Raw genomic sequence first — 26113 nt, 5'->3', positions numbered from 1 at the left:
GTTCGCCGTACGTTCAACTACGCCTGCGGTACAGGGCACTTGCTCACCCTCTGACGTACGTCAGCGACTCCCCCGTGCTGGTGTTCACGCGTTCCAGGCCGCCGCTCGGCAGCAGGCTGATCTCGGTCGCCGCACCCGGCGAGCAGGACGCACGCGGCTCGCCGGACGTCACGGTGGACGGACCGATCTCCAACGGGCCGTCCGCGCCCGGCTTCCGGGTCAGGTGCGCCGTGAACTCGCAGTGGTACGTGCCCTGTCCGGCGGGTCCTTCGGCGACCAGCGTGAGGACCGCCTCGCCCACCCGGCCCTGCCGGATGGTCAGCCGACGGGTGTTCGGGCCGGCGGCACTGTCGATCGTCGCGGCCCAGGTGCCGAGGTACTCCTCGGGAACGGCTCCGCCGGCGGCCGGCGCGGAGGCCGGCCCCGAACCCGACGGGCGGCTCCCGGACGGGCCGGGGGTCGTGGGGCGCGCCGAGGCGGGGGCGGTGGTCGGCGCGGCGGTGGGGCCGGTGCCGGGACGCCCGCCCCCGCTCATCAGGGCGAACACCGAGCCGCCCGCGGCCAGCGCGACGACCAGGGCGATCACGACGAGGAGAGCCGTGGAGCGGCCGTCGCGCGGCTGTGTCTCCTGAGGGCCGCCGGGCTGATGGAACACGGTCGCGCCGACGGGCGGGAGGCTGTACGAGGGGGTGGGACCGGGGTCGCCGTAGGGCTGGTACGGCCCGTGCGGTCCGGGTGCGCCGTGCCCGGGGTGGCCGTGGGCCGGGTGCTGCGCGGGGTGCTGTTGCGGGTGCTGGGGGTGGCCGTAGGCGGGGTGGACGGGGGCCGGAACCGACATGTCCGCCCGTTGTGCCGGGGCCGGGGCGGGCGGTCTCCCGGAGCCCTTGTCCGCGGGGGAGCCGCCGTCCGCGGCGGACGCGTGCTCGGGGGCGGCCTCCGGGGCGGAGGTGTGCCCGAAGCCGGTCTCCGGGGCGGGCGTGCGCCCGGGGACGGAGCTTTGGCCGGAGGCCGGTCCCTGGCCGGGAGCGGTTCCCCGCGCGGGGGTGGTCCCCTCGCCGGCCCCCTCTCCGGTTCCCTGCGCGGCGTCGGCCCCTTCCAGGGCCTCCGGGCTCCCCTGGCCTTCGCCGCCTCCGCCGCCTCCCCGGGCTTCCCCGCCGCCCGGCCGCGCCGCGTCCGCGGGGTTCTCCGTCTCCAGCAACCGCATCGCGTGCCGCCCGAGTTGGGCCACCAGCACCGCGGGCAGCCAGGGATCGCGGGAGCGGCCGCCCGCGACGGTGTCCTGCGCGCCCGTCCGCTCCAGGATCGTGGCGAGCGAGGGCCGGGCCGCCGGGTCCTTCCTCAGACAGGCGCGGACGAGTTCGGCGATGCCCTCGGGCACACCCGTCAGGTCGGGCTCCTCCTGGGCGATGCGGAACATCTGGGCGTGCACCCCGCTGTCCGCGGGCCCGAAGGGCAGGGCGCCGGTCGCGGCGTACGCGAGCAGCGAACCGAGGCAGAACACGTCGCACGCGGGCGTGACCCGGTCGCCGCGCACCTGCTCGGGGGCCATGAAGCCGGGTGATCCGACGAGCGAGCCGGTGCGGGTCAGCCCGCTCTCGGTCGGGGTCTCCAGGGCCCGCGCGATCCCGAAGTCGATGACCCGCGGACCGTCTATGGTCACCAGCACGTTGGACGGCTTGAGGTCGCGGTGGACGATCCCGGCCGCGTGGATGTCCCCGAGCGCCTGGGCGAGCCCGGCGGCGAGGACACGCACCGAACGCTCCGGCAGGGCCCCGTGGTCCTGCCCGACGACCCGCTGGAGGCTCGGCCCGGCGACATAACCCGTGGCCACCCACGGCACGGCGGCCTCGGTGTCCGAGTCCAGCACCGGTGCCGTCCAGTGGCCGCCGACCCGGCTCGCGGCCTGCACCTCCTGGCGGAACCTGGCCCGGAACACCTCCTGCTCGGCCAGTTCCCGGCGCACCAGCTTCACCGCGACGGTCCGCCCCCGGTCCGAGCGCGCCAGATACACCTGGCCCATCCCGCCGGCCCCGAGCCGCGCCAGCAGCCGGTACGCGCCGATCTGCGGCGGATCCCCGGGCCTCAGCTTCTCCATGACCGCGCCGCCTTCCCCCCACAGGTGAGCAATGCAGCGAGAATAATCCGGTCCCCGGGCGAGTCGTCCGGGGACCGTCTCCGGCAGGCCGTCGGCCCGCACCGGGCCCGGAGCCCGGCCCGGTAGCCGGTACACGTGGACAACCTGTCGCAAAAAGCGGTCGTCCGCAGACAGGACGCCGCTGTCGCCCGCGCGGGGCGGACATTTACGCTCGCCGGCATGACGCCTCAGACCGACCCCCAGGCCGGCGCCGCCGTGAAGGCCGCGGACCGCGCGCACGTCTTCCACTCCTGGTCCGCCCAGGAGCTCATCGACCCGCTCGCCGTCGCCGGCGCGCAGGGGTCGTACTTCTGGGACTACGACGGCAACCGCTATCTCGACCTCACCAGCGGACTCGTCTTCACGAACATCGGCTACCAGCACCCGAAGGTCGTCGCCGCGATCCAGGAACAGGCCGCGACCCTGTCCACGTTCGCGCCGGCCTTCGCCGTCGAGGCCCGCTCGGAGGCGGCCCGGCTGATCGCCGAGCGCACCCCCGGCGACCTGGACAAGATCTTCTTCACCAACGGCGGCGCCGACGCCGTGGAGCACGCCGTGCGCATGGCCCGGCTGCACACCGGCCGCCCCAAGGTGCTCTCGGCGTACCGCTCGTACCACGGCGGCACCCAGCAGGCGATCAACCTCACCGGCGACCCGCGCCGCTGGGCCTCCGACAGCGGCGCGGCCGGGGTCGTGCACTTCTGGGCGCCGTTCCTCTACCGCTCCCGCTTCTACGCCGAGACCGAGGAGCAGGAGTGCGCGCGGGCGCTGGAGCACCTGGAGACGACGATCGCCTTCGAGGGGCCCTCGACGATCGCCGCGATCATCCTGGAGAGCATTCCGGGCACGGCCGGGATCATGGTGCCGCCGCCGGGCTATCTGGCCGGGGTGCGCGAGCTCTGCGACAAGTACGGGATCGTCTTCGTCCTGGACGAGGTCATGTCCGGGTTCGGGCGCACCGGCGAGTGGTTCGCGGCCGACCTGTTCGGCGTGGTGCCGGACCTGATGACCTTCGCCAAGGGCGTGAACTCCGGTTACGTGCCGCTCGGCGGGGTCGCGATCAGCGGTGCGATCGCGGAGACCTTCGCCAGGCGGCCCTACCCCGGCGGTCTGACGTACTCCGGTCACCCGCTGGCCTGCGCGGCCGCCGTCGCGACGATCAACGTGATGGCCGAGGAGGGTGTCGTCGAGAACGCGGCGACGCTGGGCGAGTCCGTCGTCGGACCGGGGCTGCGGGAGCTGGCGCGGCGGCACCCGAGCGTCGGCGAGGTGCGCGGTGTCGGCATGTTCTGGGCGCTCGACCTGGTCAGGAACCGGGAGACCCGGGAGCCCCTGGTGCCGTACAACGCGGCCGGTGAGGCGAACGCGCCGATGGCCGCGTTCGGCGCCGCCGCGAAGAAGAACGGTGTGTGGCCCTTCGTCAACATGAACCGGACCCACTTCGTGCCGCCGTGCAACGCGAGCGAGGCGGAACTGAAGGAGGGTCTGGCCGCCCTGGACGCCGCGCTCTCGGTGGCCGACGAACACACGGAGTGACACCTGGTCCCCACGGTCGGGGAACCCGAACGCGTAAGGTGGCGTGCTCGTATACATGCACGAGCGCTGCGGACGAGCACGCCACCTGCCACGCGACGAGGGAGACCCCCTGACCATGCCCGGCCCCAGCGGCAACGGCGCCGTGACCCGCAGCACCCTGCGCCAGCAGCTCGCGGACGCGCTTCGTGACGAGGTGCTGGCCGGACGGTTGCAGCCGGGGCAGGAGTTCACGGTGAAGGAGATCGCCGACCAGTACGGGGTCTCCGCCACCCCGGTGCGCGAGGCACTGGTCGATCTCTCCGCGCAGGGCCTCCTGGAGGCCGACCAGCACCGCGGTTTCCGCGTCCACGAGTACTCGGTCGCGGACTTCCGGGGCATCGTCGAGGCCCGCGGTCTGGTCACCGAGGGCATGTTCCATGCGCTCGAATCCGGCCACAAACGGTTCCGGGACCTGTCGGACCCGCGGGTCGCCGCCGCCGTCGCGGCCGTCCGCCGCCGCGGCGAGGAGGCGCAGCGCGCCGCCGACGCCGGTGACCTGGCCGTGCTGATCGGCTACGACCTGCGGTTCTGGCGGGAGCTCAGCGCCCTGTTCGGCAACCCCTACCTCGTCGACTTCCTGAACCGGCTGCGCGTGCAGTCCTGGGTGTGCGCGGTGCAGCACCTGCGCCATCAGGGCGATCTGCGCGGTCGGCTGTGGTCCGGCCACACCCGGCTGGTCGACGCCCTGGCCCAGTACGACACCACCACCGCGCGGGCGATCGTCGAGGAGTACAACGCGCACTCCCTGGCCCTCATCGAGCGACAGGCGCACGGATGAGCGGCGCCGGGGGAGACCGCGTCGACCTGACCGTCGTCGTCCCCGCCTACAACGAGGAGCGGCGGCTCGGCCCCACCCTCGACGCGATCACCCGCCATCTGGACGAGCCCGAGGGCCGCTGGGGCGAGTGGGAGATCGTGGTCGCCGACGACGGCTCCACCGACGCCACCCGGGACGTCGTCACCGCCCGTCAGGACCCACGGGTCCAGCTGGTCGCGAGCCCGCACAACCGGGGCAAGGGCCACGCCCTGCGGATCGGCGTGGCCGCCTCGCGCGGCCGGCGCGTGCTGGTCACGGACGCCGACCTGGCGGCGCCGATCGAGGAGCTGGAGAAGCTCGACAAGGCACTCGGCGAGGGCAACGCGGCGGCCGTCGGCTCCCGTTCGGTGCCGGGCGCGACGATCGGGAGCCGCCAGCACCGGCTGCGCGAACTGCTGGGCCGCGCCGGGAACTTCCTGATACGCAGCGTCGCGGTCCCCGGGATACGCGACACCCAGTGCGGCTTCAAGCTGTTCGACGGCGACCGGGCTCGGGCCGCCTTCGCCGCCTCCCGCCTCGACGGCTGGGGCATAGACGTCGAGGTCCTCCAGTACTTCCGCCGCGCCGACTGGCCGCTCGCCGAGGTCCCGGTCAGCTGGTCCCACCAGTCCGGGTCGAAGGTGCGGCCCCTCGACTACGTCCGGGTCCTCGGCGAACTGGGCCGCCTCAAGTTCCGCGCCCTGCGCCCCGCCGACGCCTTCGCGGTCCTGCTCTTCCTGCTCATGGCGACGGCCCTGTACTCGGGCCGCTTCTTCGACCCGGCCCACCGCTACCTCCCGGACTCCCTCCAGGACCAGAACCAGTGGGAATGGTTCTTCGCGGTGACCGCCGACAGCGTCGCCCATCTGCGCAACCCGCTCTTCACCGACCTCCAGGGCTTCCCGAACGGCGTCAACCTCATGGCCAACACGGTCATGCTGGGCCTGTCGGTGCCGTTCGCCCCGCTCACCCTGCTGTTCGGTCCGGCGCTCGCGCTGAGCCTGTGCATGACCCTGGGCCTGGCCGCCACCGCGGCCGCCTGGTACTGGCTGATCGTGAAACGGGTCGTACGGCAGCGGGCGGCGGCCTTCCTCGGCGCCTCGCTGGCCGCCTTCGCGCCGCCGATGGTCAGCCACGCCAACGCCCACCCCAACTTTGTGATCCTGTTCATGATCCCGTTGATCGTCGACCGGGCGCTGCGGCTGTGCGCGGGCACCCGGGTGACCAGGGACGCCGTGGTCCTCGGCCTCATGACGGCCTACCAGGTCTTCCTCGGCGAGGAGCCGCTGCTGCTCGCGGCGGTCGGGATGCTGCTGTTCGCCGGCGCCTACGGGCTGCTGCGCCGGGACGTGGCGAAGGCGGCCCTGCGGCCGCTGCTGCGGGGCCTGCCGATCGCCGCCGCGGTCTGTCTGCCGATCATCTGCTACCCGCTGGCCTGGCAGTTCGCCGGACCGCAGAGCTATCAGAGCGTCCTGCACGGCACCGGCGCGGGCAACAGCCCGCTCGCCCTGCTCGCCTTCGCCGAACGCTCCCTGATCGCGGGCGACGCCGCACGCGCGAACGCCCTGTCGCTGAACCCGACCGAGCAGAACGCCTTCTACGGCTGGCCGTTGGTCCTGCTCGCCTTCGCGATCGTCGTACGGCTGTGGGAACGGGCCCTGGTCAAGGCGCTGGCGTTCACGGCGCTGGCGGCGGCCGTCCTGTCGATGGGCCCGAGGATCCGCGTCCCGCTCACCGAAACGGTCCTGCCGGGCCCCTGGGCCCTGCTGTCGGACAAGCCGTTGTTCGAGTCGGTCATCGAGGGCCGGTTCGCGATGGTCTGCGCCCCCGTCCTTGGCATGCTCCTGGCGCTCGCGATCGAACGGCTGGCCACGATCCGCCGGATCGGCACGGTCTACGCCGGGCTGCTGGCCGTCTCCCTCGCCCTGCTCCCGGTGATCCCCGCGCCGCTGAAGTCGACGGACCGGGTGGACGTCCCCGCCTTCATCACGGACGGCCTGTGGAAGTCGTACGTCCGCGACGGCGAGAGCCTGGTCCCGGTGCCGCTGCCCGACCCCGGCAACGCGGAGGCCCTGCACTGGCAGACGGCCGCAGGGCTCGGCTTCAAGCTGCCCGGCGGCTACTTCAACGGCCCCTACGGCGAGGACCGCATCGGCATCTACGGCGCCTCCCCGCGCGAGACCTCCGGCCTGCTGCGGGACATCCGCTACTCGGGCAAGGTCCCGGAGATCGGCAGCAACTGGAAGGCGCAGGCCGCGCGGGACTTCGCCTTCTGGAAGGCGGGCGCGCTCGTCCTCGCCCCGCAGCCCAACGACACCCAGCTGCGCCAGGCCCTGGAGAAGCTGGTCGGCCGACCCGGTAGGTGGACCGGCGGGGTGTGGGTATGGGACCTGCACAAGGGGAGCTGAACCTCCGCCGGACCGACTACTCTTCCCTTCCCTGACCGCCGTGCTACACGTTGAGCGAGGAGCTCTCTTTGGCCTGTGACCTGTGGCTGGTACCGCTCGTCGACGTCTTGTGCCACACGCCCGACAACCCGTTCGCCGAGGAACTCGCGCAGTACAACAAGGTGCTCGCCCAGGCCGGACTGCCGCCGGTGCCGGTGTACCAGTACATGCCGGGCCTGTCCGGCGAGGTCGCACCGGTGGCGGGCTTCGACTACGACGCCCTGCACTTCCTGCGCCGCGCCTACCTCCTCCAGGTGTGCGGACTGCCGGTGACACCGGTGGACGACCTGGGCGGCGACTACGAGCAGCTCCTGGAGATGTTCGAGGCGACGGCCCAGCAGTCGCACCTGGTCTGGCACTACGACCACGCGGGCGCCTACGTCCCGGTGGACTTCCCGCGCCCCCTGGCCGACGACGACCTCCTGGCCGGCGGCGGCCCGCTGGGCTCCTCTCAGTCCCTGCTGCGGGAACTGGAGCTGGTCGCCCCGGTGATCGGCATCGACGCGGCCAATCCGCCCCTCACCCCCGAACCCCCGCCCACCCCGACGGAGCTGGAGCAGCCCGCCGCCCCGGCGCCGTACGACCCCAGCCCCTTCGCCCGGGAACGGCACGTCTGGCTCGGCCTGCACGCGGCCGCGACCCGGAGCCTCGCGCAGGGGTCGATGATCGTCTTCAGCTGACGCGGCACCGGCCCGCACACGGACTGAGGGGCGCCCCGAAGGGCGCCCCTCAGCGGGTTCCAGGGACGGACCGGGCCCTGTGGACCGGCCGGTCCTAGAGGAACGAGTTGATCTCGATCGTCTCGGTCCGGCCCGGTCCCACGCCGATCGCGGAGATCGGGGCGCCGGACATCTCCTCCAGCGCCTTCACGTACGCCTGGGCGTTCTTCGGCAGGTCGGAGAACGACTTCGCCTTGGTGATGTCCTCGGACCAGCCGGGGAGCGTCTCGTAGACCGGCTTGGCGTGGTGGAAGTCGGTCTGCGAGTAGGGCAGTTCCTCGACGCGCTTGCCGTCGATCTCGTACGCGACGCAGACCGGGATCTCCTCCCAGCCGGTGAGGACGTCGAGCTTGGTGAGGAAGAAGTCGGTCAGGCCGTTCACGCGGGTCGCGTAGCGGGCGATGACCGCGTCGAACCAGCCGCAGCGACGGTCGCGGCCGGTGGTGACGCCGCGCTCGCCGCCGATCCGGCGCAGCGCCTCGCCGTCCGCGTCGAACAGCTCGGTCGGGAACGGGCCCGCGCCGACCCGGGTCGTGTAGGCCTTGAGGATGCCGATGACCCGGCTGATCTTCGTCGGACCCACGCCCGCGCCCGTGCAGGCGCCGCCCGCGGTCGGGTTGGACGAGGTGACGAAGGGGTAGGTGCCGTGGTCGATGTCCAGCAGCGTGCCCTGGCCGCCCTCGAAGAGGACCACCTTGTCGTCCTCGAGCGCCTGGTTGAGGACGAGGACGGTGTCGGCGACGTACGGCTGGAGCTTGTCCGCGTAGCCCAGCAGCTCCTCGACCACCTGGTCGACGGCGATCGCGCGGCGGTTGTAGAGCTTGGTGAGGACCTGGTTCTTGACGTCCAGGGCCGCCTCGACCTTCTGGGTCAGGATCGACTCGTCGTACAGGTCCTGCACCCGGATGCCCACGCGGTTGATCTTGTCCGCGTAGGTCGGACCGATACCGCGACCGGTCGTGCCGATCTTCCGCTTCCCCAGGAAGCGTTCCGTCACCTTGTCGACGGTGACGTTGTAAGGCGTGATGATGTGAGCGTTTCCGCTGATCAGAAGCTTGGACGTGTCGACGCCGCGCTCGTTCAGACCGCTCAGCTCGGAGAGCAGGACCGACGGGTCGACCACGACACCGTTACCGATGACGGGGATGCACCCCGGGGACAGGATTCCGGAAGGGAGAAGGTGAAGGGCATACTTCTGGTCGCCCACGACCACCGTGTGGCCGGCGTTGTTGCCGCCCTGGTAGCGCACCACATAATCAACGGATCCGCCCAGCAGGTCCGTCGCCTTTCCCTTGCCTTCGTCACCCCACTGAGCACCGAGCAGCACAAGTGCGGGCACGCGCGTACACCCCTTCCGGGCGGGGCATGTCCAAGGTCAGGGGCGTACGCGGCACGCCTGTGTGCCTTGTACAACCGGCGACCTTCGTCGGCCGCCTGCGGCCGTCGTCGGCCGCCAACCCGTCGACCCGGATGCCCCGGATATAGACGAAGCCCCTGGCGCAATAGCGCAAGGGGCTCTTGCACAAAGATGCTACCCGAGGAAGCGAGGCAGGACCGAGGTGGCGACTTCCGACCCGTTGCTGGTGGTCATCGACCCGGTCGCCCGGCAGACGGACGGCGAGGCCGTACGGATCGCGAAAGACGTGCTCAGCGCGGGTGCGGCGACGAAGGTCTGTCTGCCGGACGGACCCGAGGAGTTCGCCCGCGCGCTGGCCCGTCGCGGGTCCCGCCGGCCGGTCGTCGTCGGCGACGACGGCGCCCTCGTCCGGGCGGTGTCCCTTTTGCACCGGCAGCGGGAGCTGGCCGGATGCGTGCTGTCGATGGTGCCGGTGGGCAGCGCGCTCTCGGTGGCCCGTTCGCTGGGGGTGCCCACCGGGACCGTGGCGGCGGCCCGCGCGGTGCTGGACGGCGCCCCGCGCCGGCTGGACCTGCTGGTCGACGACAGCGACGGCGTGGTGCTGGGGGCGCTGCGGATCCCGCCGGTCCCGGCGGTGTTCCCGGTACCCGAGGAGGCCCCGACCGACCCGGCGCACCCCTGGCTGCGGACCTGCCAGTCCTTCGTACGGACCCTGGTGCCGGCCCGGCCGCACCGGGCCCCCTCCGTACCCGCCGCGCCCCGGCAGGGGCCGTCCCGGCTGCGGGTGGAGGTCGACGGGGTGACCCTGGTCGACCTGGACCAGCCGGTGGAGGCGGTGTCGGTGGCACCGGACGGTGCCGGAGTGGCCGCGGTGGAGGTGCGCCCGTCGTCGGTGGGCGCGGAGGCGGCGCCGCTGCTGGCCCGGGGCCGACTGGTCACCGTGTCCGGGGCGGACTTCCGCTACCGGGCGGACGCGGGCGTCGCGGGACCGGTCCGCAGGCGCACCTGGACGGTCTGGGAGGAGGGGCTGGGGCTGACGCTGCCGGTGGGGTAGTGCGGCCGCACGGCGCCGCACCCCCGCGCCGCCGTCTCCCCCGCGCCCCGGGGTTGCGTGCCCCTATGCCCCCGGGGTCCCGAAGGTCTGCTCGCGGTGCGCCCGCCACCGTTCCATCATGGCCGCGATCTCGCCGTCGACGAACTCGAAGAAGGCGAGGGTCTCGGCCATCCGGCGTCCGGCCGGGGTCTCCTCCCCGAGGCTCGCGACCCCCTCCCGCAGCGCCCCCTCCCACCGCCTGATGACGGTCTCGCGGTTGGTGAGCGCCTCGTACCACTGGTTGCTGTGCACCCGGTAGCGCTCCCGCCGCGAGCCGGGCTCGCGCTCCCGGGACACCATGTGCTGCTGCGCCAGGTAGCGCACCGCCCCGGAGACCGCCGCGGGGCTGATCCGCAGCTGTTCCCCCAGCCCGGTGGCGGTCAGGGCGCCCTCGTCGGAGGACAGGAGCGCGGCGAAGACGCGGGCGGGCATGCGCTGCATCCCCGCCTCGACGAGCTGCGCCGCGAAGGATTCGACGAACTTCGACACGGCTTCCATGTCCCGTTGGGCCCCGGTTGGTTCCGTCATGCCCACATCCTATTCGACGATTTATACACTTCCTTAACTTCACAAATTTCTGAAAGAAGCGTACGTTCCGGAGTATGACGACGGCAAACCCCGCGATCGAGGTCTCCGGCCTCCACAAGTCGTTCGGGAAGACGCACGCGCTCGACGGGCTCGACCTCCACGTCGAGACGGGCGAGGTCCACGGGTTCCTCGGGCCCAACGGATCCGGCAAGTCCACGACCATCCGCGTCCTGCTCGGCCTGCTGCGCGCCGACTCGGGCGTCGCGCGGATCCTCGGCCGCGACCCCTGGGCGGACGCCGTCGAGGCACACCGCCGGATCGCGTACGTCCCCGGCGACGTGACCCTGTGGCGCAACCTCTCCGGCGGCGAGGTCATCGACCTCTACGGCAGACTGCGCGGCGGTCTCGACCCGCGGCGCCGGACGGAACTGGTCGAGCGGTTCGAGTTCGACCCCACCAAGAAGGGGCGCACGTACTCGAAGGGCAACCGGCAGAAGGTCGCCCTGATCGCCGCCTTCGCCTCGGACGTCGACCTGCTGATCCTGGACGAGCCGACCTCGGGCCTCGACCCCCTGATGGAGGAGGTCTTCCGGCGCTGCGTGGAGGAGGAGCGCGACCGCGGCCGTACGGTGCTGCTCTCCTCGCACCTGCTGAGCGAGGTCGAGCAGCTCTGCGACCGGGTGAGCATCATCCGGGGCGGCCGCACCGTCGAGAGCGGCTCGCTCGCCGACCTGCGCCATCTGACCCGTACCAGCGTCAGCGCCGAACTCGCGGGGCCGCCCGACGGCCTGGCCGGACTGCCCGGTGTCCACGACCTCGACGTCCAGGGCCACCGCGTCCGGCTCCAGGTCGACACGGACAAACTGAACGCGGTGCTGCGGTCGTTGAGCGAGGCGGGGGTGCGTTCCCTGACCTCGACCCCGCCGACCCTGGAGGAGCTGTTCCTGCGCCACTACCAAGACGAGCCGAACGAGCCGGACGAGCCGGATGAACCGGGCGAGCCGGGCGGACCCGCCGGGCCGGGCGAGCACAGCGGGGCGAGCGAGCAGAGCGGGGCAGCCCGATGACCGGGGTCACGGACACGCCCACGGCCGCGCCCCGGCCCGCGGCCGGTCCGGCACGCCCCGGCGGTCATCGTCAACTGGCGGGCACCGGGACCCTGCTGCGCTTCGCGCTGCGCCGCGACCGGGTACTGATCCCGGTCTGGGTGGCGGTCAACTCGCTGATGGTCCTCTCCATGCCGAACACGCTCAAGAGCCTGTACGGCACCGCGGCCCAGCGCGCCGACCTCATGCACCAGATGGCCGCCAACTCCTCGCTGCGCGCCCTGGTCGGACCGGTCTTCGACGACTCCGTCGGCGCCCTGACCGCCTGGCGCGTGGGCGTCTACGCGGGCGCCCTGGCCGCCGTGACCAGCCTGCTCGTCGTCGTACGGCACACCCGGGACGAGGAGGAGAGCGGCCGTCAGGAGATGGTCGCCTCGGGCATGGTGGGCCGGCGGGCCCCGCTGACGGCGGCGCTGCTCGCCGCGGCGGTCGCCAACGCCGTACTCGCCCTGCTGGTCACGGCCGGGCTGGCCGGGCAGGGGGCGGCGGGGGCGCTGGCCTTCGGGCTCGGCCTGGGGGCCCTCGGGATGGTCTTCGCCACCATGGCGGCGATCGTCGCCCAACTGACGGAGAGCGCACGGCTGGCCCGCGGGCTGACCGCGGGGGTGCTCGGGGCCGCCTTCGTGCTGCGCGCGGCCGGCGACTCCGCGACGGACGCGGGCGCCGGGGGCGGCTCGTCGGTGCTGACCTGGCTGTCCCCGCTGGGCTGGCTGGAGAACCTGCGCGCCTTCGCCGGTGAGCGGTGGTGGGTGCTGGCCCTGCTCGTGGCGGCGGTCCTGCTCCAGGGCGCGGCGGCCTACCTGCTGGCCGGACGCCGGGACGTCGGCATGAGCTTCCTGCCGACCCGGCCGGGACCGGCGGCCGGCCGGCTGGCCGGCGCGGGCGCGCTGGCCTGGCGGCTGCAACGCGGCAGCGTGCTCGGCTGGAGCATCGGCTTCTTCCTCGCCGGTGTCGTCTACGGCGGCCTGACGGACGGCGCGGCCGACCTGGTCAAGGGGAACGAGAAGGCCCGCGAGATCTTCGAGCGGATGGGCGGCCACAGCGCCCTCGCCGACACCTTCCTCGCCTCGATGATCGGCATGCTCGGCCTGGTCGCGGCGCTGTACGTGGTCGCCTCCGTGCTGCGGCTGCACGGCGAGGAGACCACGGGCCGGGCGGAACCGGTGCTGGCGAACGCCGTGGGCCGACTGCGCTGGGCCGGCGGCCATCTGTCGATCGCCTTCGGCGGATCCGTCCTGATCATGCTCCTCGCGGGCCTGGGCTTCATCGTCGGCTACGGCGCGAAGGCGGGCCCGATCCTGGGCGCCTGCCTGGTGCAGCTCCCCGCCGTGTGGGTCGTCGGCGGCCTCGCGGTCCTGCTGTACGGGGTCACGCCGCGCGCGGCGGCGGCCGCCTGGGGCGTGGCCGGCGCGGTGCTGCTGATCGGCTGGGTGGGCCCGGCCCTCGACGCTCCGCAACTCGTGCTCGACCTCTCCCCCTTCGGCCACCTGCCGAAGCTGCCGGGCGGGGAGATGACCTGGGGGCCGGTGCTGGTGCTGACCGGCCTGGCGGCGGCACTGGTGGCCGGCGGGCTGGCGGGACTGCGCAGACGCGACCTGACGAGCTGACGACGCCGCCGTCAGCCGGCGTACTGCCTGAGCTCCTCGGTGTCGAGTTCGATACCGAGGGGCGCAGGAAGCGAGAGCTTCGCACCGAAGACCTTCTTCACGGCACTGCGGTACCCCTCGCCCGGATCCGGATCGCTGTACAGCGTGACCGAGCAGTCGTCACGATCGATCAGCAGGTAGTACGGAATGCCGGCATCCGCGTATCCGAAGGGCTTCTCCTCCCGATCGCGCCTGTGGGTGTCCGCGTCGTACGAGGTGACCTCGACCGTCATCACCACGCCTTCGGTGTCGGCCCAGTCCCCTTTGCCCGTGAAAGTTCCCCTGGGTGCCAGGACGGCGTCCGGAAGTGCCCGGCCCTTGCGGTACTTCTCGATCCGCAGGCCCAACTCACCGCCCCCGTAGAGCCACAGCCCGGTGCCCGCCATCAGGAAGCACTCCTGCAGCCGCCTGATGACCTCGCTGTGATTGCCGTCCGTCATGCCCTTGATCCCGACCCGTCCGTTGATGAACTCCAACCTGACGGCGTCGAACCTCTTGGTCACGTGTGCAGCGAGCTCCTCGAACTCCTCGACGGACATCTGAGACGTGTGCTGCGCCATAACCGTCATGGTGCCTCCCTTCGCAGGCAGGCACCAGCTTGACGAGCCACGGGGAACCGGCGGCCGGAACCGCCCGGTGATCAGCCGGACGGGTGATCACCGCACCTCGACGGTCAGTTCCTCCAGACCCCGGATCACGAAGTTCGGTTTGCGCCTCGGTTCCGTCGCCGGGCTCAGCGTCGGGGCCCGCTCCAGCAGGGCCGCCATGGAGGCCGCCAGCTCGATACGGGCCAGTGGGGCGCCGATGCAGTAGTGGATGCCCGCGCTGAAGGAGATGTGCGGGTTGTCCGCGCGGGTCAGGTCCAGCCGGCCCGGGTCGGCGAAGACCGCCGGGTCGTGGTTGGCGGAGCCGAACAGCATGGCGATCTCCGCGCCCCGGGGGATCACCTGCCCGTCGATCTCGATCTCGTCCAGCACCCAGCGCTCGAAGAGCTGGAGCGGGGTGTCGTACCGCATCAGCTCCTCGACGGCGGACGGGATCAGGGTGTGGTCGGCCCGCAGCGCGGCGAGCGCGCCGGGGTTGCGGAACAGCGCCCACCAGCCGTTGACCGTGGCGTTCACCGTGGCCTCGTGGCCCGCGTTCAGCAGCAGGACCGCCGTCGAGATCATCTCCTGCTCGGTCAGCCGGTCGCCCTCGTCGTGCGCCGCGATCAGGCCGGAGATCAGGTCGTCGCCGGGGTTCTTGCGCCGGGCCGCGATCAGCTCCCGCAGAAAGCCGGAGAACTCGACCGACGCCCGCACCGCCCGCGCCGCCGTGTCCTGCGACGGGCCCAGCTCGTACATCCCGCAGATGTCCGCCGACCAGGGCCGCAGCTGGGCCCGGTCCGACTCGGGGATGCCCAGCATCTCCGCGATCACCGCGACCGGCAGCGGCTCGGCGACGTCCGTCAGCAGATCGCCGCCGCCCGCTTCCACCAGGTCGGACACCAGCTCGCCCGCCAGCCGTTCCACGTACGGCTTCAGCCGCTCCACCGTGCGCGGGGTGAACGCCTTCGACACCAGGCGCCGGATCCGGGTGTGGTCCGGCGGCTCCAGGTCGAGCATGCCGTGGTCGTTGAGGGTGTGGAACGGCTCGTGCTCCGGCGCCGGCGCGCTCCGGCCGAACTCCTCGTGGGTGAACCGGTGCTGGTAGGTCCGGCCCAGCCGGCGGTCGCGCAGCAGCGCCGAGACGTCCGCGTGGTGCGGGACCAGCCACTGGTCGGTGGGCTCGTAGTGGATCACGCGGCCGAGGGCGCGCAGCTCGGCGTAGGCCGGGTACGGGTCGGCGACGAACGCGGCGTCCCAGGGATCGAAAGCGAGGTCGGAAGCAGCTGCCATGCACGGACGCTAGCCCCATGGCCCCCTGTCCGACCAGGGGTCTTCTCCCGTCCGGGACGACCGGCCCGGATCAGCCCGGGGTGACCAGCCGGGCCTCGTAGGCGAACACCGCCGCCTGGGTGCGGTCCCGCAGGCCCAGTTTCACCAGGATGCGGCTCACATGCGTCTTGACCGTGGACTCGGCGACCACCAGCCGGCCGGCGATCTCCGCGTTCGACAGCCCCTGGGCGATCAGCACCAGCACCTCCGTCTCCCGGTCGGTGAGGTCCCCGTAGGCCGCCTGCGCCGCGGGGGTCGGCCGCGGGCCGCCGGACAGCTTCGAGAACTCGGTGATCAGCCGTCTGGTCACCGAGGGCGCCAGCAGCGCCTCACCGGACGCCACCACCCGGACGCCGTCCGCGAGCTGCCGCGCCGACGCGTCCTTCAGCAGAAAGCCGGAGGCGCCCGCCCGCAGCGCCTGGTACACGTACTCGTCGAGGTCGAACGTCGTCAGCACCAGCACCTTCGCCGCGACGTCCGACGCGACGATCTCCCGGGTCGCCTCGATGCCGTTCATCTCCGGCATCCGGATGTCCATCAGCACCACGTCCGGGGCCAGTTCCCGCACCCGCTCGACCGCCTCCCGCCCGTTGACGGCCTCGCCGACGACCTCGAGGTCCGGCATCGCGTTCAGCAGGACGGAGAAACCCTCGCGCACCATCATCTGGTCGTCCGCGACCAGTACCCGGATGGTCATGCGTCGCTCTCCGTCCCCGCGCCGGCCGTGGTCACCGGCAGGAACACCGTCACCTCGTAGCCGCCCTCGTCCGTCGGGCCGGCCGTCATCTCGCCGTTCAGCATGGCGACGCGCTCGCGCATCCCGGTGACGCCGTGCCCGGCGCCGGGCGAGGGCTTCACCGACGAGGGGTCGGGCACCGGCCCGTTGACTATGCGCAGCCCCAGCCCGCCGAGGACGTAGCCGATCTCGACCCGGGCGTCGGCCCCCGGCGCGTGCCGCAGGGTGTTGCTCAGCGCCTCCTGGACGATGCGGTACGCCGACAGCTCCACGCCCTGCGGCAGTTCACGGACCGCGCCGGTCACCACCTTCGTCACGTCCGGCCCCGCCTCCCGTACGTTGGCCAGCAGCGTGTCCAGGTCGGCGAGCGTGGGCTGCGGGGCCTCCGGCGCCTCGTAGTCCTCGGCGCGCACGACGCCCAGCACCCGGCGCAGCTCGGTCAGCGCGGCCACCGCGTTCTCCCGGATGACGGCGAAGGCGCGCTCCAGCTCCGGCGGCGGGTTCTCCACCCGGTAGGGCGCGGCCTCCGCCTGGATGGCGACCACCGACATGTGGTGGGCGACCACGTCGTGCAGCTCGCGGGCGATCGTGGTGCGCTCCTCCAGCAGGGTGCGCCGGGACCGCTCGTGCGCGGTCACCGTCTGCTGGGCGCTCACCACCTCCTCGGCGTCCCGGCGGATGTGCCAGACCGTGACCACGAGCAGGATCAGCGCGGAGAGGACCAGCATGGGAGCGGTGTCGCTGCTGCCGAAGGGCCCGACGCCGAAGAGCGCCTCCGCGAAGGCGCCGTAGCCGGCCGTGAACAGCCACATCCAGGCCGCCGTGCGCGGCCGGGTCCGGACGGCCACGACCGTGAGGACCACCAGATGGGAGATGACGCTGCACTGCGCCCACGGCCGGTCGCCCCACGGCCAGCTCAGCACGCTCACCACCAGGGTCGACGCCAGCGACAGCCAGAAGGCGCCGACCGGCCGGACCAGCGTCAGCGCGACCGGGGCCACGGCGAGCAGGCCGCACAGCAGGCCGGTCACGGTGCTCCCGCCGAACGAGGCCGTGGCGGCCGTCAGCGCGAGCAGGCCGCCGAGCGCCACCGTCGCGTGCGGGGCCCAGGCCGCGTACTCGCGCGCCCGGCCGGACAGCCGCCGGATCAGCTTGCGGTCGGTGCCCAGCCGGGGCAGCGAGCGGTAGGCGAAGGCGTCGTGGAAGAGGTCCTGCCGCATCCCGCGCACGGCGTCGGCGGCCAGCCGGAACTCCGGGCTGCGCGGCTTGATCGCGCTGAAGGTCTCGTCCGCGCCCTCCGGGGGCGTCGGCTGCGTCTGGGTCGTGTCGGTCACGTCCAGAACGGTAGGCGCAGGGGCCGGCGCGGTCGTCACCAGTGAGAAGGGTCCTTGCGGGTCCGTCTCAGGTACTACGGGTATCGGCACCACGGGGATCAGGCGCCACGGGTAGGGGGGAGGCCGGTCGCCCGCGGGACGCGTCGGATCCGACTCGCGCGGGCGGGCGGCGGGTGCCCTGTTCGTGGCGCCGGAACGCGGCCCAGCACAGCGCCAGGGCGAGGGCGAGGACCGGCAGCCAGGCCAGCCGGGCCGCCACCCAGACCGGGCCGTCGGGCGGGGTGTGCAGGCCGGGCAGCCGTCCCACGGTCAGCGCGGTGGCCGTGGTCGCCATCAGGGCCGTCTGGTGCCAGAGGAAGATCGTCATCGCGGAGAGGTTGACCAGCGCCACCGCCGCCCAGGCCGTCGGCCGCCGCATCGCGTGGCGCAGCCGGTCGCGCAGCAGCAGCGCCAGCCCGCACTGGGCCAGGCCGAAGGCGACCGCGGCCAGGGTCGGCGGGTCGAGGTTGGAGACCTCGGCGCCCGGCACGCCGACCATCGACGCCGGGTAGCCCGCGAAGGCCACGAGCAGCGCCGTCGCCACCGCGCCGCCGATGAGCAGCACCCGGCCCGCGCGCGGCCGCTCCAGCTCGCCGCGGGTCCAGGCGGCGCCCAAGGTGAAGGGCACCAGCCAGCCCGCGGCCACGTTCACCCAGCCGAGCCAGGACGGCCCGCCGAGGCCGAAGCGGACCAGGTCCACGTGCAGGACGACGGCCAGCGGCCACAGCGGGTTGAGCCGGGCGACCAGCGGGGTGAGCGCGGTCAGGCAGGCGAAGACCACGAGGAACCACAGCGGGGAGAGCGCCAGCTTGACCAGGGTGCGGACCGTGCCGGTGTCCGCACCGGTCAGGAGGAGGGCGAGCGTGACCACCGTCCACAGGCCCAGTACGGCGGCCACCGGGCCCAGCAGCCGGGACAGCCGGGCGCGCAGCCACCGCCCGTAGGTCACGCCGTCGGCGCGGGCGCGGGCGTGGCTCCTGGTCGCCACGTGCCCGCCGACCAGGAAGAAGACCGCGAGCGTCTGGAAGGCCCAGGAGACGGGGGCCAGCCAGGGCATGTGCTGGAGCGGGCTCGCCGTGTGCAGCGCGCCGCCGTCCGCGACGAGCGCCGTCACCAGCCAGTGGCCGAGGACGACTCCGAGGATGGCGAAGGCGCGCAGGGCGTCGACGGCCCGGTCGCGCGACGCGGGGGTCGCGCGGTCGATCCGGTCGGCGCCCCGCCGTATGCCGGCCGACGCGTCACGCGGGCCGGGCAGTCGTCGTAAGAGCGTGCGGGCGGAGTCATGCACGGGTGACCTCCGAGGTCTCGCCCAGGACGATCCGGGTCAGGTTGGCGAGGGAGACCGAGCCCGGGGTGAAGTAGGTGCTGTGACCGCCGGGGCCCGCCGCGAAGACGCGGGCGCCGAAGGCCGGGGACACCGGATCGGTGCCGAAGCCGACGGTCGTGCCGAACAGGTCGGCGCTGATGTGCGGGACCTCGGCCACCCAGTCGTCGGCGCCGCGGGCCGCCCACACCCGGGCCCGGGTGCGCAGCCCGCTCACGGATCCGGCGCCGGTGCCTGGGCTGCCGACGAGGACGATGTCGTCGACGTCCAGGCCGGCGGCGGCCCGGCCGCAGACGACCGAGCCGTAGGAGTGGCAGAGCAGGGAGAGGTGCGCCCCGGGGCGGGCGAGTGCGGGCAACCGCCGTACGAACGACCGCAGCCGCGGAGCCGCCTGCTCGGCGCGGCCCGTGGTGGTGACCGCGGCGCTGACCGTGCCCGGTGTGCGGTAGCCGAGCCAGGCCACGACCGCGGTCCGGGTGCCCCGCGGGGCCTGCCGGGCGAGCTCCGCGCGCAGGGCCACGGCGGTCGCGCGGAAGCGTCCGTAGGTGTCGAGGGAGGTGTCGGAGCCCGGGACCAGGACCGCCACCCGGTCCGCGCGTGCCAGGTCGCCGACGACCTCGGTCACCAGGCCGGTGCCGCGTCCGTCGAAGGCGAGGAGGTGCCGGCCGGGTCCGGCCAGGGCACGGTCGGCGGCGGCGCGACGGCGGTCGCCGTGGGCGGCGGCCATGCGGGCCGCCTCGGCGGCGTCGGCCCGGTTGGCGGCGTACGCCTCGTCCAGCGAGGCCGCCGTCACCAGGCCGAGGGCGGCGGGGGCCGGGGCGGGGATCTCCGGCCGGGCGGCGGCGGAGAGCGGCACCACCACGGCCGCGGCGACCAGGGCGGCGAGCAGTCCGCGCCGCCGTCGGCCCCGGTGCCGCCGGGCGGTCGCCCGCACGGCCGTCGGACCCGCGGCGGGCCCTCCTCCGGTGTCCGCCGCCTCCGTGTCACGGCCCATGGCCGCCCCCTCCCGGTCCGCCCGGTGGTCCGGCCGTCCGGCCTTCGGGCTGGTGCGAGGAGGAAGTTACGGATCCGCGCGCGTCGTCCGCGTCCCGCCAGGGAACGCTTCCGCGGCATAGCTCTCAGGTACTACGGGTACTACGGGTACTAGGAGGCACCGCTCGGGGGCGCGCGGTGCTACGGGTACCAGGGCCCGCTCGGGGGCGCGGCCGGGCGCGCACCGGCACGCCGTCGGCCGGTCACGTCACGCCACCGCCCCGACGGCTCGCCACGCCCTGCCCCGACGACCCGTCACGTTCTGTCTCGACGTCCCGTCACGGCCCGTCCCGACGTCCCGTCACGGCCTTTCCCGACGTCCCGTCACGACCATTGCTCACCAGGCCAGTTGGGCGATCTCCTCCGCCACCACCGCGCACGCGTCCGCCGCCGGGTCGATCAGCGGGAAGTGGCCGACTTCCGCCAGCAGCGTCAGTCCCACCATCTCGCCGGCCTTCGCCGCCGCGTCCGCGAACGCCTCGGCGACCGCCTGCGGGACGTCGAGGTCGGCACGGCCCTGGACGAGGGTGGTCGCGATGCCGGTGGGGAGCAGCAGCGCCGGATCGGCGTACGGCTGCCGTATGCCGAAGTGCTCTTCGCCACCGAGGAGTTGTCCCGCCGCGCCGCCGCACACCGCCAGCTTCCCGGAGACCGCGAAGTCGGCGATCGGGGCGAGGGCGACCACCCCGCGCAGCGGGGCGGGACCGTCGAGCCGCCAGGGGGCGTCGGCCGGCAGGACGTGCCGGGCCGCCGCCCACAGGGCGAGCTGACCGCCCGCCGAGTGACCGACGACGACCATGCGGCGCGGGTCCGCCTGCGGGAGGGCCTCCCGGACGAGCGCGGGGAGCGCGTCCAGCGCGGCGGCCACGTCGTCGAAGGTGTCCGGCCAGCGCCCGGCGACCGGGGCGGCGCCGTCCTGCGCGGGGACCTCGGAACCGCGCCGGTACTCGACGTTGGCCACGGCGAAGCCGCGGCGGGCGAGGAAGTCCGCGAACGGGGTGATGTGCCGCCGGTCGTACGGAGCGCGCCAGGCGCCGCCGTGCAGCAGGACGACCAGGGGGGCGGAGGCGTCGGAAGTGGTGTCCGTGCGCGGAAGGTAGAAGTCGATCACCTGGTCGGGGTGGTCGCCGTACGCGGCCGTGCGGTCGGGGTCGACGGCGGGGTGCGAGAAGGCCGACTCCTCTTCCGCCGCGGCACGGGCCGCTGCCGCGGCGTCGGGGACTGCTGCGTCGTCCGGCATGCTCCAACCTCTCAGCGACGAAACGGACTTGCCGGCCGGGACCGGGCACACCGAGGGTATTCGGCCGTTTGCGGGGACGGTATCAGGCCAGTGACATGGGCGGACACACAGATGTCACCCTCGGTGAGAGCTCGGGCCCGCACTTCGTCCGACCCCGGGGACCGGTCCGGCGCCCCGCCCGGGAGATACCCCCGGCGAGGCGCCGCACAACGGCCCGTCGCCCGTCGCCCGTCGCGGCACTAGCTCTGCGCGAGCACCTCGGCCAGCACCTCGGCCAGCACGCGTGCCGCCCGCTCCGCGTCCGCGAAGCCGACGTACAGGGGCGTGAAGCCGAACCGCAGGACGTCGGGGTGCCGGAAGTCGCCGACGACACCGCGTTCGATCAGCCGCTTCATGACCTCACCGGCACCGTCGCAGCGCAGCGCCACCTGGCTGCCCCGCTCCCCGTGCGCCTCCGGGGTCACCGACAGCACGCGCCCCTCGGGCACGTACGCGTCGACGCACTCCAGGAAGAAGTCCGTCAGGGCCAGGGACTTGGCGCGCACCGCCTCGACGGTGACACCGTCCCAGACCTCCAGGGCCGCCTCCAGCGCGAGCATCGACAGGATGTCCGGGGTGCCCACCCGGCCCCGCACCGCGCCCGCGGCGGGCTCGTAGGCGCCGCGCATGCCGAAGGGCTCGGCGTGCGAGTTCCAGCCGGGCAGCGGGGAGTCGAAACGGTCCTGGAGGCCGTGGCGCACATAGAGGTACGCCGGTGAACCCGGGCCGCCGTTGAGGTACTTGTAGGTGCAGCCGACCGCGAGGTCCACCCCGTGCTCGTCCAGGCCCACCGGCAGCGCGCCCGCGCTGTGGCACAGGTCCCAAACGGCGAGCGCGCCCGCCGCGTGCGCCGCGGCGGTGAGGCCGGGCAGGTCGTGCAGCCGGCCCGTGCGGTAGTCGACGTGGTTGAGGAGCACCGCGGCGGTACGGCCGGACAGCGCGCCCGGCACCTCCGCCGGGTCCACCGGGCGCAGGGTGCAGCCGGTCATCCGGGCCGCCGACTCGGCGATGTAGCCGTCCGAGGGAAAGGTGGTGGCGTCGACGAGGATCTCGTCCCGTCCCTCCCCGGCCATCCGTACCGCCGCCACCAGGGCCTTGAAGACGTTGACGCTGGTGGAGTCGCCGACCACGATCTGCCCGGGCGCCGCGCCCACGAGCGGAGCGATCAGGTCGCCGATCCGCTCGGGCGCGGTCCACCAGCCGCCCTCGGTCCAGGAGCGGATGCGCAGCTCGCCCCACTGGCGGCCGACGACGTCCGCCATCCGGCCGGGGACGGCCACGGACAGCGCGCCCAGCGAGTTGCCGTCCAGGTAGACGGTCTCGTCGAGGACGAACTCGGCGCGCTTTGCGGCCAGTTCGTCGACGGCGTCCAGCTTCCGCGCGCGTGCCTCGTACTCGGTGGGACCGGTCGTCTCAGACATGGGACCTCGCCGTCCACAGCTCGGGGAAAACGTTCTTGCGGGCGCGCTTCTCCAGCCAGGCCACGCCGGCCGAGCCGCCGGTGCCGGTCTTGGCGCCCATCGCGCGCCGGGTGGCGACGAGGTGGTCGTTGCGCCAGCGCCACACCAGTTCGGCGACGTCCGTGAGCGCCTCGCCCAGTCGGGCGACCTCGTCGCCGGCGTCACCGGAGTAGACGGCCGTCCAGACCGCCTCGACCTCCGGGGACGGCTCGTAGCGCAGGGTGACGTCCCGCTCCAGGACGGCGGCAGGGACGGCGTGCCCGCGCCGGACGAGGAGGCGCAGCACCTCGTCGTACAGGCTCGGCTCGTGCAGCGCCTTCTCCAGCTCGGCGTGGACGCGCGGCGCGCCGCGGTGCGGGACCAGCATCGACGCGGACTTCTCGCCGAGCAGGAACTCCATCCGCCGGTACATCGCCGACTGGAAGCCGGAGCCCTCGCCGAGGGCCGCGCGGTAGGAGTTGAACTGGGCCGGGGTGAGCTGTCCGAGCGGCCTCCAGGAGGCGTTCAGCGCCTCCAGCTCGCGTACGGACCGCTTCAGCGCGTCGATCGCCACCGGCACCCGGTCCTCGCGCAGGGCCCGTGCGGCGGTCTCCCACTCGTGGACGACGACGGTGAACCACAGCTCCATGACCTGGGTCGTGACCAGGAAGACCATCTCTCCGGGATCGTCCGAGAGGGTGTGCTGGAGGTGGGTGAGCACGTCCGCCTTGACGTAGTCCTCGTACGGCGTCGTGCCTGCGAAGTCGAGATGCGGGGTCTCGGGCTCTTGAGCCTGGCGAGCCTCGTGGGACATCGCTGTCTCCTGTTGTGTACTCCGGGTAGCGGTCCGCCCCTGCCATTGTCGACACGGGGGCCCCGGTCCCCAACGGGCATCCTCCGCGATCGTCCCTCGAAAGGGCAAGGCCCGCCTGGTCACAGGCGGGCCTTGCCCCGAGTGGGCTGCAAGCCCTAACCCAGCGTCTGGGCCGCCGTCGGCGAGGAGTCCTTCAGGAACTGCGAGCAGCGCTCGTACTCCGCCTGCTCACCGATCGCCTGTGCGGCGCGGGCGAGGGCGTGCAGGGCGCGCAGGAAGCCGCGGTTCGGCTCGTGCTCCCAGGGGACCGGTCCGTGTCCCTTCCAGCCGTTGCGGCGCAGGGCGTCCAGACCGCGGTGGTAGCCCGTACGGGCGTAGGCGTACGACTCCACGACGCTCTCGCGCTCGTACGCGTCGTCCGCCAGCCGGGCCCAGGCCAGCGAGGACGTCGGGTACTTGGCGGCGACATCGGCGGGTGCGGTGCCGGCGGCGAGCAGCTCGCGCGGCTCGGGCTCGTCGGGGAGGTGGGTCGGGGGCGGACCACCGAGGAGGTTCTCGTGCATCGTCATGGACTCCAGTCTGCTGCATTGTCCTTGATCGGTAACGATCGCGTACGGCTCTGCCGAACGGGTGCCTCCGGGTGCACACTCCTGCCTGACCGCCAGTGGATCATGCGCACATCAACGGGGGATCCGGATGTCCACGCCGAACGCCGCCCGCGCTCGCCGACGCGCCCTGCTCGGCCTGCTCGCCGCGGCCACGACGCTGACGGCCGCCGCCTGCCGCCCGGACGGCACCGGCGCCGCCGGACCGGCCTCCGCGCCCTCCGCCACCGCCACGCGCACCCCCGCCGCCGACACCTCCGGCGGGCCGGGCTCCAGCGGCTCGACCGGCTCGACCGACCCCGCCTGCGCCGGCGACCGGGGTCATGTCGACGTCCGGGTGTTCGGGCACACGATCGCCCAGGACGTCATCCGGCTGACCGTGCAGGAGGGACGCTGGACCTGCCGGGCGCCCGGTACCCCGGTCTGGCAGACGATCGGGCCGAAGCACGGCATCCGGCTCGCCGAGACCGCGCAAATCAGCGTCGAGGAGCCGTTCCAGGACTCCGCCGCGAACCGGACCGTCGACGTCCAGACCTTCCTCGACCGGCTGGACGGCGCGGCCGCGCAGCCGGGCAGCCTGCTCGTCTTCGGCTACCGGCAGGACGCCGACGGCACCGTCGTCCAACTGGAGCAGCGCGGGAAGCTCTAGGTCGTGCCCGCCCTGCCGGGTCCGCCCGGTCCGGCCGTTCCCGTCCGGGGGCGGCCGGGCTCCACCGGCGGCGAGGTCACGCAGCCGTGCGTACGGCATTCGGGGCGGCGGCAGTCCGGGGCCGGGCGGCGCACGGTCGTGAACGCGATCGCCGCCCCGACCACCAGCACCCCCGCGCACAACGGCATCGCCCGCCGGAACGCGGCGTCGAAGGCGTCCGCCGAGCGGTAGGCCTCCGGCCCCATCCCGGCCAGCAGCGGCAGCGCGGCCACCGCGACGAGCCCGGCCGCACGGGCCGCCGCGTTGTTGACCCCGCTGGCCAGGCCCGCCCGCGCGGTCTCCACGGAGGCGAGCACGGTGGCGGTCAGCGGGGCGACGAGCGCGACCATGCCGAGACCGAGTACGAGCAGCGCGGGCAGCACGTCCGTGACGTACGAGGCGCCCGGTCCGACGCGCAGCATCAGCAGCATCCCCGCCGCGCACAGCAGCGGGCCGACGGTGAGCGGGACGCGCGGGCCGATCCGCTCGCCCAGCTCGCCCGAGCGGGCCGACAGCAGCAGCATCAGGGCGGTGGTCGGCAGCAGTGCCGTACCGGCGCCGAGGGCCGAGTAGCCGACCACGACCTGGAGCTGGAGCGCGGTGAGGAAGAAGAAGCCGCCGAAGGCCGCGTACACGCACAGCGTGACCAGGTTGACGGCGGTGAACTGGCGGGACGCGAAGATGTCCGGCGGCAGCATCGGGTCGGGGCTGCGCTTCTCGACGTACACGAAGGCGACCGCCGCGAGCACACCCAGGACCGCGCTCAGCGCCACGGCGAGGGAGCCGCTGCCGGCCTCGACCAGGGCGTACGTCACGAGGGCGAGCGCGAGGGCGCCGAGCACCGCGCCGGGCACGTCGAAACGGCCGTGCGCGCGCCCGTCGGAGGACTCGGGGACATGGCGTACGGCGACGGGGGCGCAGATCAGCGCCAGGGGGACGTTGAGGAGGAACACCCAGCGCCAGCCCGGCCCGTCCACCAGCCAGCCGCCCAGGAACGGGCCGACTGCCGCGCCGATCCCGCCGAAGCCGGACCACAGACCGACCGCCCGGCCCCGGTCGTCGGGGTGGAAGGAAGCCTGGATCAGGGCGAGCGAGCCCGGGGTCAGCAGGGCGCCGCCGATCCCCTGGAGGGCGCGGGCGGCGATGAGGACACCGCTGTTCGGGGCGAGGCCGCACAGGAGCGACGCGGCGGCGAACCAGACCACGCCGAGGACGAAGACCTTGCGCCGGCCGTAGTGGTCGCCGAGGGAGCCGCCGAGCAGGATCAGCCCGGCCAGCGTCACCATGTACGCGTTGACGGTCCACTGGAGGGCGGCGAGGTCGGCGCCCAGATCGCGGCCGATGGTGGGCAGCGCGACGTTGACGACGGTCGAGTCCAGCATGGCCATGCTGGAGCCGAGGACCGTGGTGAGCAGGATCCACCGGCCGGTGGAGCTGGAGATCCTTACGGCGGGAACGTGCTGTGCGGGGACAGCCATGGAGGGATCATCCCTCCGCGGCCGTCCC

General features: G+C 73.4%; 22 protein-coding genes. 8 read left to right on the top strand and 14 right to left on the bottom strand.

All coding sequences use genetic code 11. The features are described from left to right. Positions 1-43: 43 nt before the first annotated feature. Positions 44-2095 carry a protein kinase domain-containing protein gene (locus ACWC24_RS04090; RefSeq protein WP_450661266.1) on the bottom strand — a complete coding sequence of 684 codons (2052 nt, stop codon included), beginning with the start codon at positions 2093-2095 and terminating at the stop codon, positions 44-46. Between the two features lie 219 nt (positions 2096-2314). Between ACWC24_RS04090 and ACWC24_RS04085 the strand changes: the two genes are divergently transcribed. The 4 genes from ACWC24_RS04085 (at position 2315) to ACWC24_RS04070 (ending at position 7632) form a co-directional block, all read left to right on the top strand. Then, positions 2315-3670 (top strand): aminotransferase class III-fold pyridoxal phosphate-dependent enzyme, encoded by a 1356-nt coding sequence (locus ACWC24_RS04085; RefSeq protein WP_450661265.1) that lies wholly within the window; start codon positions 2315-2317, stop codon positions 3668-3670. 115 nt (positions 3671-3785) lie between these two features. Further along, a complete protein-coding gene (locus ACWC24_RS04080) occupies positions 3786-4487 on the top strand; it encodes a GntR family transcriptional regulator (RefSeq protein ID WP_450661264.1) in 702 nt (233 codons plus the stop codon). Further along, positions 4484-6913 (top strand): glycosyltransferase, encoded by a 2430-nt coding sequence (locus ACWC24_RS04075; protein ID WP_450661263.1) that lies wholly within the window; start codon positions 4484-4486, stop codon positions 6911-6913. Before ACWC24_RS04080 ends, ACWC24_RS04075 begins: the two co-directional genes overlap by 4 nt. A 68-nt stretch (positions 6914-6981) precedes the next feature. Beyond that, positions 6982-7632 (top strand): hypothetical protein, encoded by a 651-nt coding sequence (locus ACWC24_RS04070; RefSeq protein WP_450661262.1) that lies wholly within the window; start codon positions 6982-6984, stop codon positions 7630-7632. 94 nt (positions 7633-7726) lie between these two features. Here ACWC24_RS04070 and ACWC24_RS04065 read toward each other — a convergent pair whose 3' ends face one another. Further along, a complete protein-coding gene (locus ACWC24_RS04065) occupies positions 7727-9010 on the bottom strand; it encodes an adenylosuccinate synthase (protein WP_450661261.1) in 1284 nt (427 codons plus the stop codon). Between the two features lie 220 nt (positions 9011-9230). Between ACWC24_RS04065 and ACWC24_RS04060 the strand changes: the two genes are divergently transcribed. Next, positions 9231-10082: a diacylglycerol kinase family protein gene (locus tag ACWC24_RS04060; protein WP_450661260.1), complete on the top strand. Its 852-nt coding sequence runs from the start codon at positions 9231-9233 to the stop codon at positions 10080-10082. Between the two features lie 63 nt (positions 10083-10145). On the opposite strand, the gene ACWC24_RS04055 is transcribed toward ACWC24_RS04060, so the two are convergent. After that, positions 10146-10649, bottom strand: coding sequence for a GbsR/MarR family transcriptional regulator (locus ACWC24_RS04055; protein ID WP_450661259.1), 504 nt, complete (start codon positions 10647-10649; stop codon positions 10146-10148). Positions 10650-10723: 74 nt separating this feature from the next. On the opposite strand from ACWC24_RS04055, the gene ACWC24_RS04050 reads away from it, so the two are divergent. Then, complete coding sequence (locus ACWC24_RS04050) at positions 10724-11716, top strand: ABC transporter ATP-binding protein (RefSeq protein ID WP_450661258.1); 993 nt, start codon at positions 10724-10726, stop codon at positions 11714-11716. Continuing rightward, complete coding sequence (locus tag ACWC24_RS04045; RefSeq protein WP_450661257.1) at positions 11713-13362, top strand: ABC transporter permease; 1650 nt, start codon at positions 11713-11715, stop codon at positions 13360-13362. The genes ACWC24_RS04050 and ACWC24_RS04045 overlap by 4 nt, the downstream gene beginning before the upstream one ends. Before the next feature lie 11 nt (positions 13363-13373). Here the strand turns inward: ACWC24_RS04045 and ACWC24_RS04040 are convergent, their stop codons facing one another. The 10 genes from ACWC24_RS04040 to ACWC24_RS03995 all read right to left on the bottom strand — a co-directional run bounded on the left by ACWC24_RS04040 (position 13374) and on the right by ACWC24_RS03995 (position 23883). Continuing rightward, positions 13374-13970: a Uma2 family endonuclease gene (locus ACWC24_RS04040; RefSeq protein WP_450661256.1), complete on the bottom strand. Its 597-nt coding sequence runs from the start codon at positions 13968-13970 to the stop codon at positions 13374-13376. A gap of 87 nt (positions 13971-14057) precedes the next feature. Further along, positions 14058-15278 carry a cytochrome P450 gene (locus ACWC24_RS04035; RefSeq protein ID WP_450661255.1) on the bottom strand — a complete coding sequence of 407 codons (1221 nt, stop codon included), beginning with the start codon at positions 15276-15278 and terminating at the stop codon, positions 14058-14060. A gap of 70 nt (positions 15279-15348) precedes the next feature. Beyond that, positions 15349-16014 carry a response regulator gene (locus tag ACWC24_RS04030; protein WP_450661254.1) on the bottom strand — a complete coding sequence of 222 codons (666 nt, stop codon included), beginning with the start codon at positions 16012-16014 and terminating at the stop codon, positions 15349-15351. Continuing rightward, complete coding sequence (locus ACWC24_RS04025) at positions 16011-17387, bottom strand: sensor histidine kinase (protein ID WP_450661253.1); 1377 nt, start codon at positions 17385-17387, stop codon at positions 16011-16013. The genes ACWC24_RS04030 and ACWC24_RS04025 overlap by 4 nt, the downstream gene beginning before the upstream one ends. 67 nt (positions 17388-17454) lie before the next feature. Continuing rightward, on the bottom strand, positions 17455-18651 hold the full coding sequence (locus tag ACWC24_RS04020) for an acyltransferase family protein (protein WP_450661421.1): 1197 nt from the start codon (positions 18649-18651) through the stop codon (positions 17455-17457). 55 nt (positions 18652-18706) lie between these two features. Beyond that, entirely contained in the window at positions 18707-19744 is a 1038-nt protein-coding gene (locus ACWC24_RS04015) for an alpha/beta hydrolase (protein ID WP_450661252.1), read from the bottom strand. A 375-nt stretch (positions 19745-20119) separates the two neighbouring features. Then, positions 20120-21022 carry an alpha/beta hydrolase gene (locus ACWC24_RS04010; protein ID WP_450661251.1) on the bottom strand — a complete coding sequence of 301 codons (903 nt, stop codon included), beginning with the start codon at positions 21020-21022 and terminating at the stop codon, positions 20120-20122. Positions 21023-21261: 239 nt separating this feature from the next. After that, the gene (gene kynU, locus ACWC24_RS04005) at positions 21262-22482 is read right to left on the bottom strand and encodes a kynureninase (RefSeq protein WP_450661250.1); all 1221 of its coding nucleotides are present in this window, start codon (positions 22480-22482) and stop codon (positions 21262-21264) included. Then, the gene (locus ACWC24_RS04000) at positions 22475-23314 is read right to left on the bottom strand and encodes a tryptophan 2,3-dioxygenase family protein (RefSeq protein ID WP_450661249.1); all 840 of its coding nucleotides are present in this window, start codon (positions 23312-23314) and stop codon (positions 22475-22477) included. Before ACWC24_RS04000 ends, kynU begins: the two co-directional genes overlap by 8 nt. A 155-nt stretch (positions 23315-23469) precedes the next feature. Further along, complete coding sequence (locus ACWC24_RS03995) at positions 23470-23883, bottom strand: DUF3151 domain-containing protein (RefSeq protein WP_450661248.1); 414 nt, start codon at positions 23881-23883, stop codon at positions 23470-23472. Positions 23884-24010: 127 nt separating this feature from the next. Here ACWC24_RS03995 and ACWC24_RS03990 point away from each other — a divergent pair, with 127 nt between their 5' ends. Continuing rightward, positions 24011-24568 (top strand): hypothetical protein, encoded by a 558-nt coding sequence (locus ACWC24_RS03990; RefSeq protein ID WP_450661247.1) that lies wholly within the window; start codon positions 24011-24013, stop codon positions 24566-24568. On the opposite strand, the gene ACWC24_RS03985 is transcribed toward ACWC24_RS03990, so the two are convergent. Continuing rightward, positions 24565-26085, bottom strand: coding sequence for an MFS transporter (locus tag ACWC24_RS03985; RefSeq protein WP_450661246.1), 1521 nt, complete (start codon positions 26083-26085; stop codon positions 24565-24567). The genes ACWC24_RS03990 and ACWC24_RS03985 overlap by 4 nt on opposite strands. Positions 26086-26113 lie beyond the last annotated feature (28 nt).

The organism is Streptomyces sp. NPDC001443 (genome assembly GCF_053597355.1).
The sequence above is the reverse complement of the archived record's forward strand: the minus strand, read 5'-3'. Positions and strand labels throughout refer to the sequence as shown.